The sequence below is a fragment of the Snodgrassella alvi genome (assembly GCF_002777855.1).
Classification (GTDB): domain Bacteria; phylum Pseudomonadota; class Gammaproteobacteria; order Burkholderiales; family Neisseriaceae; genus Snodgrassella; species Snodgrassella alvi_E.
This window is the reverse complement of record NZ_MEIK01000034.1, coordinates 35395-50127: the sequence shown is the minus strand read 5'-3', so window position 1 is coordinate 50127 and position 14733 is coordinate 35395. Positions and strand designations below refer to the sequence as shown.

Below are 14733 nucleotides of genomic sequence, written 5' to 3'. Positions count from 1 at the left end.
GCTGTCTGAAAAATACAGACAGCCTGCTTCATTTTCAGCTAAGTCAGTGGTTATTTACGCTGCGCATCCACTGCTGCCAAAGCAACCATATTGACAATACGGCGTACAGAAGCCATAGGAGTAACAATATGCACGGATTCATTCATACCCATCAGAATCGGGCCAATGGTTACACCATTAGAAGAAGTACGCAACAAATTGTAGCTGATGTTGGCTGCCTCAACATTAGGCATCACCAGCAAATTGGCTGCACCTTTAAGCTTGCAGTCCGGCATTAATTTCTGACGCAGTTTTTCATCCAGAGCCAGATCACCTTGCATTTCACCATCAACATTCAGTTCTGGATCTGCTTCTTTAATCAGAGCCAGAGCTTCCTGCATTTTGCTGCTGCTGGGCTGATCCAGTGAACCAAAGTTGGAATTAGACAACAGCGCCACTTTGGGTTCGATACCGAAACGTTTGATTTCATTCACACACATCAGTGTGTTCGCAGCAATTTGCTCGGCAGTAGGTTCAGGATTGACGTAAGTATCAGCAATGAACATATTGCCGGAAGTCATAATGAGTGCATTCATTGCACAAGCATTCTGCTCAGCATTGTTATAGCCAATTACTTCTTCCAGAATATTGAAATGATCATGGAAGCGGCCAACCGTACCACAAAGCAAAGCATCAGCACTGCCCATTCGTACCATCATGGCACCAATCAGTGTAGAGCTGCTAATCATGCGGCGACGTGCCATCTCTTCAGTAACGCCGTGACGTTTGCGCAGCTCATAATAAGCCTGCCAATATTCACGGTAGCGCGGATCGTCCTGATTATTGACAATTTCAAAATCCTTGCCTGACTGAATAGTCAGACCTAGCTTTTTCGCCCGTGCTTCAATAACGGCCGGACGGCCGATGAGAATTGGGTAAGCCAGTTTATGATTGACTATATGCTGCGTAGCATGCAAAACGCGCTCATCTTCACCTTCACACAATACCACACGTTTTACATCTTTCTTCGCCTGTGAGAATACCGGTTTCATAAACAGACTGGATTTGTAAACAAACTGACTCAGTTTTTCTACATAAGCATCCATATCTGCAATCGGACGGGTTGCAACACCAGAATCCATCGCTGCTTTGGCAACAGCCGGAGCAACAACCGCAATCAGGCGCGGGTCAAAAGGTTTAGGAATCAGATATTCACGACCAAAAGACAGCTCGGCATTACCATATGCTGCAGAAACTTCGTCACTCAGCTCGGCTTTTGCCAGCTCAGCAATAGCGTGCACACAGGCTAATTTCATCTGTTCATTAATAGTGGTAGCACCGACATCCAGCGCGCCACGGAAAATGAACGGGAAGCACAATACATTGTTTACTTGATTCGGGAAATCAGAACGTCCTGTACCAATTACAGCATCCGGCCGCGCTGCTTTGGCTTCCGGCGGCCAGATTTCTGGAGTCGGATTGGCCATAGCCAAAATAATCGGGTCTTTAGCCATGGTTTTGAGCATGTCTACGCTCAGAACATTTGGGCCGGACAAGCCAAGGAAAATATCCTTGCCATGTACGGCATCAGCCAGCTTGCGCTGACCATTATCAGGAATGGCAAATAGTTTTTTCGATTCCACCATGTTTTCTTCGCGATTCTGGTAAATTACTCCCTTAGAATCACACACAGTGATGTTTTCGCGTTTCATGCCCAGCGCTACCAAGAGCTCCAGACAAGCAATAGCCGCAGCACCAGCTCCAGAGCAGACTAGCTTAACCTGACTGATGTCCTTACCTACTACTTCCAAACCATTTTTAATCGCTGCTGCGGTAATGATGGCAGTACCATGCTGATCGTCATGGAATACCGGAATATTGCAACGTTCACGCAGTTTTTTCTCAATATAGAAACATTCCGGTGCTTTAATATCTTCCAGATTGATACCACCGAAAGTGGGCTCTAGAGAAGCAATAATATCAACTAGTTTATCTGGGTCAGTTTCGTTTACTTCGATATCGAATACATCAATACCGCCAAATTTTTTGAACAGTACCCCTTTGCCTTCCATTACCGGTTTGCCGGCTAATGCACCAATATTGCCCAACCCCAGCACGGCTGTACCATTGGAAATTACAGCCACCAGATTACCGCGAGCAGTATAACGATATGCATTCAAGGGATCACGGTGAATTTCCATACATGGTGCAGCCACACCCGGTGAATAAGCCAGTGACAAATCATATTGAGTAGCCAGCGGCTTGGTTGGCGTAATCTGAATTTTACCGGGACGGGGTTCTTCGTGAAAATGTAATGCTGCTTCTTTGATTAATTCATCCATATCTGTTCTCAGTCTTAGGTTTTTCAACACCAATAAGCTGTTCTTGAAAGAGCACGCTAAAAGTCACTTCTATCAGAGCAATTTATAAATCATAGGCATTGATAAAAGTAGTTCACATTATAGCGTTATTTAACAAAATCATGCACCGTTTTATTATCTGTATAATCAATTACCATCTAGTAGAAATATCAGCTTTTTCCCCTGCATTGGCATTTTTATAATAGCCATATATGGAATAGAGCATATATAGAAAATTTAGCTTTATGTTAATAAATTAGCCCTACTCTACCAAATATTTATTTACTTTTAAAAAATTATATTTATTGCTTTTTAATTTTTTATAGCTGACTTTCATAACCTAATGTGTATAAAGAAATCTCAACTTATCATTATGCGATTTGCATGATTATAAAACCATACTCAAATGCGAATTTGGTTCCTCAAAATATAATCGCAATCTTGTATTGGATGGCAGTATTTTTCTGCAATCAATCAAAAGATGCTATAAACCACTATAATAAAAGCATAAATTTTATTTTTTGTGGTATCTGTTTGTCTTTGGATACTTTATTGAAATCTATTTAATTTGGCCATTTAAAATATTTTATTGATTTACATATGGTATTTTAGCCAGCCTGTCTTATGGAAGTTACTATGCTGTTAAAAATCAGGCATTTTATTCGAAACTTTTGATTGAGATAAAACTTCGTGATTCATTTTCTGGATTAATAAATAGCCTTTACGTTTAATCAATATTTTACCTGTCGCAGTCATCTTCAATTCTGATATACCTGAGATTATAAAAAAGGTTTATTTAGGCAGAATGATTTAGCATTGTTACTTAGGAGAAGGAAGTCAGGTGGTTATACAATTGATATTAAATTTATATAATTAACGGTTTTAGAATAACGTTATTATGTCCACAACGTGTATATTTTTGAAAATATGCTGACAGTCTAATGCTTTAATTTACAGATTATGCTGTTGGATAAATGAAATCAGGCAATGCTCTAATGACAATCACCTTTTAGTGCCTACATCAGCTCAAAATTAGGTTTTGGTTCAAAAAATCTGTGAATCTAACAAGCAGACTCACAGATTTTACTATATATGGAAAATTTAATGGATTACAGATTCAGTTCCATCTGGATGTTGACTCTGTTGAATGTGCTGTGAAGGTTGGTAATTTCTTTAAATCCGGCTTGCTGATAAAGATGGATGGCCGGTTTCAGGCTAGTATGGCTTTCTACATAAAGTTTTTTTGCGCCCTCTTCTCTGGCTTTGGCAATGATTGCCTCTATCAAATGTCTGCCAATATGTTTGCCCTGTGCCTCTGGAGCCACTGCTAATTTGGCTAGCTCATAATCATATGGGTCACCATGCTGCTTTATCAGGGCACATACGCCTACTGGTTTGCCGTTTTCCAGTGCCACCAATATGTGGCCGCCTTTGTCGAGGATGGCTTGTCTGGGATTATCCAGTAGCTGATAATCACTGTCTTCCATTTCGAAATATTTAGCTATCCACGCTGCATTCAAATCACGAAAAGCAGAATGATAGCGGTCACTGTAATCAACAATTTGCACATTTTCTGCGATATTCATGATGCATCCTTTTATATGAAATTGAGTATCGGCCAGCCATGGCGGTGGGCATACTGTGCTAATTTTTCATCAGGATTGACAGCTACTGGGTCAGTTACTTGTTGCAGGAGTGGTAAATCGTTATGTGAATCGCTGTAAAAATAAACTTTGGTAAAATCGCTCAGTTGTTGCCCTCGTTGTGCCAACCATTGTTGCAGACGGATAACTTTGCCTTCTTTAAAGCTGGGGGTACCTACGTAGCGTCCGGTATAGTTACCTGCTGCATCTGTTTCTAACTGTACGCCGATAATATTCTGAATACCAAATGTTTTTGCAATCGGGGCGATAATAAACTCATTGGTAGCCGATAATAGCAACATTTCATCTCCAGCATCACGATGCCCCTGTACCAACATTTTTGCCATGGTGGAAATATGCGGTACGATAAAGTCACGCATGTATTCGCTATGCATGCTGTCCAGTTCGGCACGGGTAAATCGTGCCAGCGGTGCGAGCTGGAATTGCAGGAATTCATCTATATCAAGACAGCCATTTAGGTAATCCTGATAGAATTTATTGTTTTTCATGTCAACAAACGCTTTGTCGACCAGTCCTTTCTGCATCAGGTACTTCGGCCATTCGTTATCCGAATCACAATTAATCAGAGTATGGTCAAGGTCAAAAATAGCCAGATTCATGCATGTTCCTGTTGTTTAAGTAACTGCCGCAGTAAGGTAAGAGTGATGCGCCGCCCCTGCGCAAGTGAATAATCATTTAAGGTATTAAGCATTAGCAATAGACTGTCCAAATCGCGGCGCCAGTGAGCCAACAAGTAACGGATAACTTCAGCATCCACCGGTATTTGCCGAGCCCGTGCCATGCCTACCAATGCGTTAAATTTCTCTTCGTCGCTTAATGGTTTGATTTCATATACCAAACAAAAAGCCATACGGGTACGTAAATCTTCGCGAATCATAAGCTGCTGGGGGGGGATGGCAGAGCTTAAAAGCAGATTGCCCTGACGGGTATTGCGAAAGTGGTTGAATAAAGAAAAAAGCTGCTGCTGCTCGGCAGGGCTAAGTAATTCAATCTGATCCACAGCAACGCAATCGAGGTCAAACAGCCAATAACCAAGTCCTTCGCTCGCAGCGTCAACATATTCGGCTTTCAGACCGCGCGATTGCGCCTGCGCTACCCATGCTTTTAGTAAATGGCTTTTACCGCTACCGGCTTCGCCCCAAACAAAGATAAACGGATCTGCCTGCTGCTGTAAAACATAAATCAGTTCAGCGTTGGTATGGCCGAGAAATTTGTCAAATCCGGGATAGCTGCGATCATCAAAGTCAAATATCAGTTGGTTCACTACGTTAGACCAGTTTGAAAAGGTAGTGCGGCCTTTGATTGTACGCTGTCTGCTTTGTTTCTTTCAAGCAGCACATTGGAGTAATGCTACTGAGGAATAAGGATTTTACGTTTGCACTTGCCCATGGCAAAAAAGATGACATTATTCTTTTGGCTTTACTCCAAATACTTGTGTCCAAAGCTGCTTTACGACATGATAATTGGCGAGCAAAGTGGCGTCTATGTTGGTGTTGACAGCGTCGCGCAAACGAGTGTTGTGCTGTTGCTGACGATAATACCGATAAGCCATACGACTGCCTTCCGCCATACAGCTGTCAACTAGCCCCAATTCGGCAGCGATGCTGAGCAAGGCAATATTACCGTAATTGTTTAGCAATTGCGGATACTGATGCGCATGTGCCAGTATCAGATACTGCACGATAAATTCCACATCCACTACTCCGCCGCGGGCATATTTTACATTTGTATCTACGGGTGGATGTGTAGGAAACATTTTTTCGCGCATGGCGATGATTTCGTTGCGCAAAGGGACGGTATCACGTTTGCGGCATAATATTTCGCTACGTACCCCATCAAATCGTATGCCCACGTTGCTGTCGCCACCAATGAAGCGGGCTCGGGTTAGGGCCTGATGCTCCCAAGTCCATGCACTTTCACGTTCATAGCGTTCGAATGCCTGTATATGGGTAACAGTAAAACCTGAATCGCCATTCGGGCGCAGCCGTAAATCAATATCGTAAAGGGTACCTGCACCGGTTGGTACTGTTAACCAGCTGGTGAGACGACGAGCCAGACGAGTATACGTATCAATGGCATCGGGATGGTTATCATCAAATACATAAACCAAATCCAAATCTGAGGTATAACCTAATTCTTTACCCCCCAGTTTGCCATAACCAATCACAGCAAAATGCGGGGTTTCAGTGTGACGTCGTGGTAATTGCGCCCATACTCTATTCAGTGCATTATGTATAATTAAGTCTGCCAGTGCAGAAAGCTGATCTGACAACCCTTCTACTGTCCACAAACCGGCCAAATCCTGTACCGCCAGACGAAAAGTCCATGCATGCTGAAACCGGCGCAGAACATCCATCTGCGCCTCAACATCATCATGGCAATCATCCAACAAATTTGTCAGCTCCTGCGCATGTACTGTCCAATCAGTATCCTTGCGCATTAGTTCATTGCTAAGCAGTTCGTCCAATAATACCGGATGCCGCTGTAAGTATGTAGCAACCCAGCTGCTTTGACTCATGAGTCCGGCCAGTTTATCTAAAGCTTCCGGATGCTCATGCATAAAGGCCAAATATGAACTGCGCCGAGCAATGGTTTCTACAAAATCAAGCAATCGGGTTAATGTAGTATCTGGTTGCGGATATCTGGCTGCTACGCTTAGTACAGACGGAATCATGTCATCAAAACGCTGTTGCGCAGATGACGATAGCTGCCGGTACTGGCTACCATGATGTAGTTGTTGCAGACGCTGAATTACATTTTGAGCATTAAAGCCATGTGCTGTTAGTAAAGAAGTTTTTTCTTCGCTATCACTGTCAACCTGCCAGACGCGAACCATATCAGGATTTTGTGCTTTAGCCTTATCGTCCGGCTCAGTGAAAATGGCATTGAAAATCTGGTTAACAGCACAACGGTGCTGATTCAATGCAAAAAGGTAGTGCTCGTAATCGGCATAGCCCATACTTTTCGCTAGCATTTGTTGTTGCTCAGTGCCGGCCGGCAGCATCTGCGTTTGCTGATCATCCCAATATTGTAAGCGGTGTTCGGTATCTCTCAGAAAATGGTAAGCCTGTAGCAAGATATCAACATTTTCTGCTGACAGCATGCCTTGTTCCTGCAAAGCATGCAGGGTTTCCTGTGTGCCTTTTAGTTGCAGGCTGCGTATCTGACCGCCGCGTATCAACTGGAAAATCTGGGCAATAAATTCCACTTCACGAATGCCACCGGCACCCAGTTTGATATTGTCCGCCATGCCTTTGCGGGTCACTTCACGCTGAATTTGTTGATGCAGATTGCGCATAGCATCGTAAGCATTGAAATCCAGATATTTACGGTACACAAACGGCCTTACAAGTGCAGCGATATGATTCGGATAATCGGTTACTAATCGGGCCTTAGTCCATGCATAGCGCTCCCATTCGCGTCCTTGCTGTATCAGATATTGTTCCAGTGCGGTTTCATTTATTACCAATGCACCAGCATCACCATCTGGACGCAAGCGCATATCTACGCGGAAAACCTGCCCATCACCAGTGATATCATTCAGTAGCGATATGATTTTCTGGCCAACTTTGGTGAAAAATTCCTGATTGCTTTTCTGGCGTTTACCGTTGGTGTCACCAGCTTCCGGAAAAACAAAAATTAAATCTATATCAGAGGAAACATTCAGTTCATATCCACCCATCTTGCCCATGCCCACTATACTCAGCCGCTGAAATGTATTGCTGTGGGCACCAATTGGTTCGCCATATAGTCCAGCATAATAAGCATGTGCATACTGTTCAGCGATATTGATGGTGAAATCAGCTAGATGAGTTATGGTGGTGGTGACTTCCTGTAAATCACTCACCCGTGCCAGATCGCGCGCCATGATATGTGCAATTACATAGCGGCGCAGCAGGCGCAACTGGCGTTTCAACTCAGCCTCATTTTCACCAGCCTGCAATTGTGACCAGTTGGCAAAACCGTGAAAATCTTCCAACTTCAGGCGTCTTTCCAGCCATGGAAAAAGTTTGTTCTGGTCGAGCAAATGGTTATCTAGCAGACGACTGAGAAACAATGAATATGGACGGGCTGTGGCGAGAATGTGTGCAGGTGTCATGTTGCTGTTGAATTGGTAACAGTTGTGTGTGAGCATGATACCGCCAGACCTAAATACTGTGAACTGACAACTTTCAGATAATTAACAATGGCTCATCCGTACAATACTGTTGGCATCACCCATTAAATACTAATAAAGGGAATATTCATATCATAATGAATATTCCCTTTTCTTTATACAGATTCAGTTACAATCGTATTGATGTAATTTATTAGTGATGATGGTGGTCGTGGGCACCATGTACATGGCCATGTTCCAGCTCTTCTGCAGTAGCTGGACGGATGTCTTTTACAGTTGCTTTAAAGCGAATGCGCTGGCCGGCTAAAGGATGATTACCATCCACTACGGCTTTACCATCAGCCACATCAGTGATACGGTATACCATCACTTCACCAGTTTCTGGATCGTCAGCTTCGAACATCATGCCCACTTCTACTTCCACCGGAAACACATCCAGTGGTTCGATGCGAATCAGGTCTTCCTCCTGCTCGCCAAAAGCATCATCCGGAGACAATGTAACATCTACTACATCGCCAACTGCTTTATCGTGCAACTGTTCTTCCACCAACGGGAAAATACCATCATAACCACCATGCAGATAGCTGATAGGTTCTTCCGTTTTATCTATCAGCTGGTTATCTGCATCAAACATTTCATAATCCAGCGTCACTACAGAGTTTTTGGCGATTTTCATAATTTTTTCCATAATCAATAAACTGCACGAGCAGCAAACAGGATGTAGTTTAACATGGAACCGGCAACATCACATGCTGCTGATGTTAAGGCACCATCAGGATTGCAGACTGTCCAGTCGCGCCATCATTCCGGCCAATATACTTTTGCCTTCCGAGTGACTGACAATGGGTTCACTACCTTTGCGCCCAAGCAAACGTATATCATCTGCCGGCATTTCATCTATGAAACGGCTGGGTTCATGAAATTCCCACGTTCCGGCACGTTTGCGCTTATGACAATGGGTCAGCGTGAGCGTTTGACGGGCACGGGTAATACCAACATACATCAGCCGGCGCTCTTCATCGATATTGCCTTCCTCCACGCTATCCGCATGCGGAAAAACACCTTCTTCACAACCAACCAGAAACACATATGGGTATTCCAATCCTTTCGAAGCATGCAGTGTGGACATACTCACCATATCCGCATCTTCGTCTTCCTTACCATCCAGCAAGGTCATCAGGGCAATGGTCTGGGCTATTTCAAGTATATTTCTACCGTCTTCCTCGCCTTTTTTACTAATCCAGCCGAGCAAATCCTGTACATTACGCCACTTGATTTCACCTGCACGCCCTTCTTCTGTGTTGAGTAGATGTGCTTCATAAGCAATATCGGACAACAGATTGTGTAGCAAGTTGCCAGCTGCTTCAGTACGTGCGCGTATTTGATAATCCGCAAGCATTGCCATAAACTGCTGTAAAGGCTCACGACTCTTGGCAGATAGTTCTGCCAAAGCACTCATACTGCGCGCCGCCTCGTACAGGCTGCATTGCGCCACTTTGGCATAATTGTTTAGCTTTGCCAGTGTCGTTTCGCCCACTCCACGCCGCGGAGTAGTCACCGCGCGTAAAAAAGCCGGATCATCATCGGGGTTGGCGAGTAAGCGCACATAAGCGAGCACATCCTTAATTTCAGCTTTGTCAAAAAAACTCTGCCCACCAGAAAGACGGTAAGGAATCCGTCTGCTGCGCAAAGCTTCTTCAAATACTCGTGCCTGATGATTACCCCTGTACAGGATGGCAAAATCGCGATAATGCACCGCATCTCCGCCTACCAGTTTCTGGTGCGCAATGCGGCTAACCACCAAATCGGCTTCATGGGTTTCGTTTTTACAGGCAATCACATCAATCATATCGCCAAGCCCATATTCACTCCATAAAGTTTTGGCGAATAATTTAGGATTATGGGCGATTACTTGGTTGGCCACGCGCAGAATACGCGCAGTAGAGCGATAATTTTGCTCCAGCTTGATGATTTTTAAACCTGGATAATCCTGCTGCAACAGACGCAGATTTTCCATATTGGCACCACGCCAAGCATAAATGCTCTGGTCATCATCGCCTACAGCAGTAAATTTTCCTTCCGCTCCTGTAAGCAAACGCATTAGCGCATACTGGCAAGTATTGGTATCTTGACATTCATCCACCAGCAAATAACGCAGGCGCAGCTGCCACTTATAGCGGATGTCTGCATCTGATTGCAGCAGCTCAACCGGAATGCGGATTAAATCATCAAAATCAACTGCCTGATAACTTATTAGAGTATCCTGATAAGAAGCGTACAGCTGCCCTATCTGATGCGTCCAGCTATCATCTGCCTGCCGAATAATAGCTTCTGGTGACAACAGGCTGTTTTTCCATAATGAAATTTGGTGTTGTGCCTTAAATACCATTTCACGGCCACTGCTACCCAGCAACTCGCTGATAATTTTGCCTGCATCGGCACTGTCGAGAATAGAAAACTGTTTTTTATAACCAGCTGCGGTCGCTTCTTCGCGCAGAAAACGCATGCCCAATGAATGAAATGTGCTGATGTTTAAACCGCTGGTCTGCGATTTGTGCAACAAATGCCCTACACGCTCTTGCATTTCCCGAGCGGCTTTATTCGTAAACGTAATCGCGGCAATCTGATGCGGTGGATAACCAGCCTGCTTAATTAGATAGGCAATTTTCTCAGTAATCACACGCGTTTTACCGCTGCCAGCACCAGCAAGTACCAGTAACGGCCCATCCAAATAATGGATAGCCTGATGTTGTTGTGGATTAAGATTCAACATGATTTACTAGATACTTTCCGGCACAATAGATGAGACATCTGCCTGATAACAGCTAATCCTGACATCTGTGAACCGGATAGTAAACTTAAATTTGCCAATCGATCGGCGCCATACCGTGCTGTTGCAGATAAGCATTGGCTTTGGAAAAATGTTTACAACCAAAAAAACCACGGTAGGCAGATAAAGGGGAAGGATGGGGCGCTGTCAGTACCAGATGTTTTTGGCGATTTATCATCGCTCCTTTTTTTTGTGCATGACTACCCCAAAGCATAAAAACAACGTTCTGACGTTCTGCATTTAGTGCAGCAATCACATGGTCAGTAAATGTTTCCCAGCCCAGCTCAGCATGAGAATGAGCCTGACCAGCGCGCACGGTTAAAACTGTATTGAGCAGCAATACACCTTGTTCTGCCCAATGTTGCAGATAGCCATGCTGTGGTATACAAAAACCAGAAATATCCTCTGCTAATTCTTTGTAGATATTAACCAAAGATGGCGGAATAGCAATCCCCTGCCGTACTGAGAAAGATAGGCCATGAGCCTGTTGCGGACCATGGTAAGGATCTTGCCCTAGAATCACCACTTTTACCTGTGCAAACTCAGTAGCCTTAAATGCATTAAACACATCTTGTGCAGGCGGATAAATAATTTTACCGGCCATTCTTTCGGCACGGACAGTTTCCAGAATATGCTGAAAATATGGTTGCTGTTTTTCTGCACCAATTGCCTGATGCCATGTCTGCATATGTTCTCCCCTATATGATTAGGATAATTTCTGCTTTACCCTGATACACACTCATGCAGCCAATTTTAGCATACAGATAAAACCACTAATCATGCTTGAAACGCCAGAAATGAGCCAGAGGACCATAACCGTGTCCTAAATGCCAATGCTGTCCAGCCTCAATGGCGCCATGCACATAGCATTTAGCCACAGCTACTGTATTAGCTAGAGTTTCATGCTGTGGACGTAAAGCGGCAATTGCTGCTGAAAGCGTGCATCCAGTACCATGTGTATGAGATGTTTTAATACGCAGACTTTTAAAGCAAACTGGTTCGCAATCCTTTTCCAGCAACCAGTCTATGGCTTCTTCATCTTCACTGAGATGCCCGCCTTTGACCAGTACAGCCTGACAACCTTCATCCAGCAGAATTTGCCCCTGTTCCAGCATTTCTTCATTTGAAGTAGCCATCGTTTTCTGAGTCAGCAACGACAGCTCAAACAAATTAGGAGTAAGTATATCGGCAAGCGGCATGAGCATTTGCTTCATAGCTTGCACGGTATTTTCTATAGAAAGTGCCGAACCAGAGGTGGCTACCATTACCGGATCTAATACGGTAAAAGGCAGATGAAATTGCTGCAAAGACTCTGCAACGACACGTATACTTTCAATATCCGCAAGCATACCGATTTTGAGCGCATCAATACGGATATCCGACATCACAGCCGAACATTGTGCCTCAATCATATCCGGTGTTACCACCATGACCTTTTGCACACCAAAAGTATTCTGTGCTGTTATTGCAGTAATGACACTTGTACCGTAGGCACCGAGTGCGGCAAAAGTTTTTAAATCCGCTTGTATACCTGCACCACCGCCGGAATCCGAACCGGCAATAGTCAATGCACGAGGGTAAGGCTTGGCCAAGGCCATAAGCAACTCCCAAAATAATTTTTATTAGTCAAGGATTTAATTTATATATACATCCTGCAAAAAAAACAAGTCCATACAAATAAACCAATCAGTTTAAACAACCTGGTTTGTAAAGGGAAAAACCGCCAGAAATAGAATATTTGCAATTAAAAACAGAAATTTAATTCAAACAATCAGTCAGTAAAACTGTGTTCCGCATCAGGAAAAATCTTAGCTTTAACTTCCTGTACATAGGCTCTTACAGCAGCCTGAATACTGGTTTGATTGTGCATGAAATTCTTCACAAATTTTGCTGTTTTACCTGGATAAATTCCCAGCATATCATGCATCACCAGTACCTGACCGTCACAATCGACACCGGCACCAATACCTATGGTTGGACAGCTTACAGATGCGGTTACTTTTGCTGCCAGAGCAACTGGCACACACTCCATCAGCACCATATCCGCTCCGGCTTGTGCATGTGCCTGAGCATCGGCTAGCAATTGTGCCGCAGCTTCACCACGACCCTGAACTTTATAACCGCCAAGCGTATGTACTGATTGCGGAGTCAGGCCGATATGTGCACACACAGGAATACCGCGTTGCTGTAAAAAATGCGTGGTTTCAGCGATCCATTCTCCACCTTCCAGTTTTACCATGTGTGCTCCGGCCACCATCAGCCGAACTGCTGCCGCAAAAGCCTGCTCTTTACTTTGTTGATAAGCACCAAATGGCAGATCTGCCAGTATCAGCGCCTGCTGATTGCCTCGCGCCACAGCCGCAGTGTGATAACAAATATCGTCAACACTAACCGGAATAGTTGAGGCTTGTCCCTGCACGGCCATACCCAAGGAATCACCAATCAGCAGTACGTCAACCCCAGCATCGCTCATCAGACGAGCAAAACTGGCATCGTAACAAGTTAGCATAGCGATTTTTTCGCCTGCGGCTTTCATTTTTTTTAAAGTGTGAATGGTATGCATAAATTGATAAATCGAATAATGATATTTATTAGAAAACACGGCCGGTAGTTATACACAGTCTGTTTCTGCAAGGAAACAACAAATTCATCAATCAGTAAAATTGACAAACAAGCGGCCAAATTGATTGTGCGGCAAAATACCACAGACAACCTTTATACCCGAGCAGATTAACAAATATTTTGCTAAAGATAAATTTAACCGGCACGATGATGCGTACGCTTGCCCCCGACATGACTAATAACCCGTATCTGCTTATCCAGCAATCACGCTAAGCAGCATTTTTTTTACGCTTAAATCCAAACCATGCAAATTGTGTGAATGCGTATACTGATTTTCAATCCAATAAACAAAAACTGTACTTTTTTCTACCAAAAAGTACAGTTTCCAAACTGAATAACACATGCATCAGTATGCAAAAAATATCAAACAAACATCATAATGGCATTGATATTTTTTTACCCCGATTAAACTGCGCTGCACACTTAAATAGCAAAATTACTACAGAAAAAACGGCTGAAAATAACTTTCTTACGCAAAAAAATATTCAGCTTCACTCAACAGCAAAACACATCAGTTATTCGCTTAAATTCAAATAATTACGACTTCCCTGCATATTAGCAATGGTATTAAGCAACAACTCAAAATGATCTTCATTACCCAGAAAATCCAGCTCATTGGTATTGGCAATTAGTAATGGAGCATGCTGGTATAAATGGAAAAAACGGCGATATTCAGCATGAATCTGCTGTAAATAACCAGCAGGAAACAAATTAATCATACCATCCTCACGCTGGCGCAGACGCTTGTCCAGCAATTCATCATCCGCTTCCAGATAAATCACTAAATCCGGTACCGGGAATTTAGGCATCACCTTTTGCTTGATTTGCCAATACAACGTCTGCTCTTCTTCACGCAGAATTATCGGTACATATATCTGGTCTTTCTCCAGCAGAAAATCAGCAACAATACGTGAACGCCGTTCATCTTCAGCATAGATAACATTGATGGCTTCACAACGGCGCATCAGAAAATGCATCTCTGTAGCCAGCCCGTGATTGGCAGCATTTAGATAGAATTTTTCTAAAAACGGATTGCTTTCAGGTATCTCTGATAACAGTAAAGCATCAAAATACTGTGCCAGACGACGGCTCAAAGCTGATTTGCCACTGCCAATAGATCCTTCTACGACAATGTAGCGATAATCCATACTTTTCCCCTGA

At 43.6% G+C, this 14733-nt stretch carries 11 protein-coding genes; all 11 read right to left on the bottom strand.

Annotated features, from left to right (window positions below):
- Positions 1-50 precede the first annotated feature (50 nt).
- On the bottom strand, positions 51-2321 hold the full coding sequence (locus BHC43_RS06035; RefSeq protein WP_100156808.1) for an NADP-dependent malic enzyme: 2271 nt from the start codon (positions 2319-2321) through the stop codon (positions 51-53).
- A gap of 1127 nt (positions 2322-3448) precedes the next feature.
- Positions 3449-3925, bottom strand: coding sequence for a GNAT family N-acetyltransferase (locus tag BHC43_RS06030; protein ID WP_100139897.1), 477 nt, complete (start codon positions 3923-3925; stop codon positions 3449-3451).
- A gap of 11 nt (positions 3926-3936) precedes the next feature.
- On the bottom strand, positions 3937-4602 hold the full coding sequence (locus tag BHC43_RS06025; RefSeq protein WP_100156807.1) for an HAD family hydrolase: 666 nt from the start codon (positions 4600-4602) through the stop codon (positions 3937-3939).
- Positions 4599-5267, bottom strand: coding sequence for a DnaA regulatory inactivator Hda (hda, locus tag BHC43_RS06020; protein WP_100139895.1), 669 nt, complete (start codon positions 5265-5267; stop codon positions 4599-4601). Before hda ends, BHC43_RS06025 begins: the two co-directional genes overlap by 4 nt.
- Positions 5268-5408: 141 nt before the next feature.
- Positions 5409-8138, bottom strand: a complete 2730-nt coding sequence (gene glnE, locus BHC43_RS06015; protein ID WP_373885634.1) for a bifunctional [glutamate--ammonia ligase]-adenylyl-L-tyrosine phosphorylase/[glutamate--ammonia-ligase] adenylyltransferase — start codon at positions 8136-8138, stop codon at positions 5409-5411.
- Between the two features lie 175 nt (positions 8139-8313).
- Positions 8314-8796: an FKBP-type peptidyl-prolyl cis-trans isomerase gene (locus tag BHC43_RS06010; RefSeq protein ID WP_100139894.1), complete on the bottom strand. Its 483-nt coding sequence runs from the start codon at positions 8794-8796 to the stop codon at positions 8314-8316.
- A 96-nt stretch (positions 8797-8892) separates the two neighbouring features.
- A complete protein-coding gene (gene rep, locus BHC43_RS06005; protein ID WP_180297436.1) occupies positions 8893-10893 on the bottom strand; it encodes a DNA helicase Rep in 2001 nt (666 codons plus the stop codon).
- Between the two features lie 85 nt (positions 10894-10978).
- Complete coding sequence (ung, locus tag BHC43_RS06000) at positions 10979-11638, bottom strand: uracil-DNA glycosylase (RefSeq protein ID WP_100156805.1); 660 nt, start codon at positions 11636-11638, stop codon at positions 10979-10981.
- Positions 11639-11723: 85 nt separating this feature from the next.
- Positions 11724-12548 (bottom strand): bifunctional hydroxymethylpyrimidine kinase/phosphomethylpyrimidine kinase, encoded by an 825-nt coding sequence (gene thiD / locus BHC43_RS05995; RefSeq protein ID WP_100156804.1) that lies wholly within the window; start codon positions 12546-12548, stop codon positions 11724-11726.
- A 173-nt stretch (positions 12549-12721) separates the two neighbouring features.
- Positions 12722-13513: a 3-methyl-2-oxobutanoate hydroxymethyltransferase gene (gene panB, locus BHC43_RS05990; protein ID WP_100140224.1), complete on the bottom strand. Its 792-nt coding sequence runs from the start codon at positions 13511-13513 to the stop codon at positions 12722-12724.
- Between the two features lie 574 nt (positions 13514-14087).
- Positions 14088-14720 carry a deoxynucleoside kinase gene (locus BHC43_RS05980; protein ID WP_100139891.1) on the bottom strand — a complete coding sequence of 211 codons (633 nt, stop codon included), beginning with the start codon at positions 14718-14720 and terminating at the stop codon, positions 14088-14090.
- Between the last annotated feature and the right edge of the window lie 13 nt (positions 14721-14733).

Excerpts from the sequence above, each read along its gene's own strand:
- ung (WP_100156805.1), bottom strand. The coding sequence starts at position 11,638 with ATGCAGACATGGCATCAGGCAATTGGTGCAGAAAAACAGCAACCATAT.
- BHC43_RS06030 (WP_100139897.1), bottom strand. The coding sequence starts at position 3,925 with ATGAATATCGCAGAAAATGTGCAAATTGTTGATTACAGTGACCGCTAT.
- thiD (WP_100156804.1), bottom strand. The coding sequence starts at position 12,548 with ATGGCCTTGGCCAAGCCTTACCCTCGTGCATTGACTATTGCCGGTTCG.
- BHC43_RS06035 (WP_100156808.1), bottom strand. The coding sequence starts at position 2,321 with ATGGATGAATTAATCAAAGAAGCAGCATTACATTTTCACGAAGAACCC.
- BHC43_RS06010 (WP_100139894.1), bottom strand. The coding sequence starts at position 8,796 with ATGAAAATCGCCAAAAACTCTGTAGTGACGCTGGATTATGAAATGTTT.
- BHC43_RS06025 (WP_100156807.1), bottom strand. The coding sequence starts at position 4,602 with ATGAATCTGGCTATTTTTGACCTTGACCATACTCTGATTAATTGTGAT.
- glnE (WP_373885634.1), bottom strand. The coding sequence starts at position 8,138 with ATGCTCACACACAACTGTTACCAATTCAACAGCAACATGACACCTGCA.
- BHC43_RS05980 (WP_100139891.1), bottom strand. The coding sequence starts at position 14,720 with ATGGATTATCGCTACATTGTCGTAGAAGGATCTATTGGCAGTGGCAAA.
- panB (WP_100140224.1), bottom strand. The coding sequence starts at position 13,513 with ATGCATACCATTCACACTTTAAAAAAAATGAAAGCCGCAGGCGAAAAA.
- rep (WP_180297436.1), bottom strand. The coding sequence starts at position 10,893 with ATGTTGAATCTTAATCCACAACAACATCAGGCTATCCATTATTTGGAT.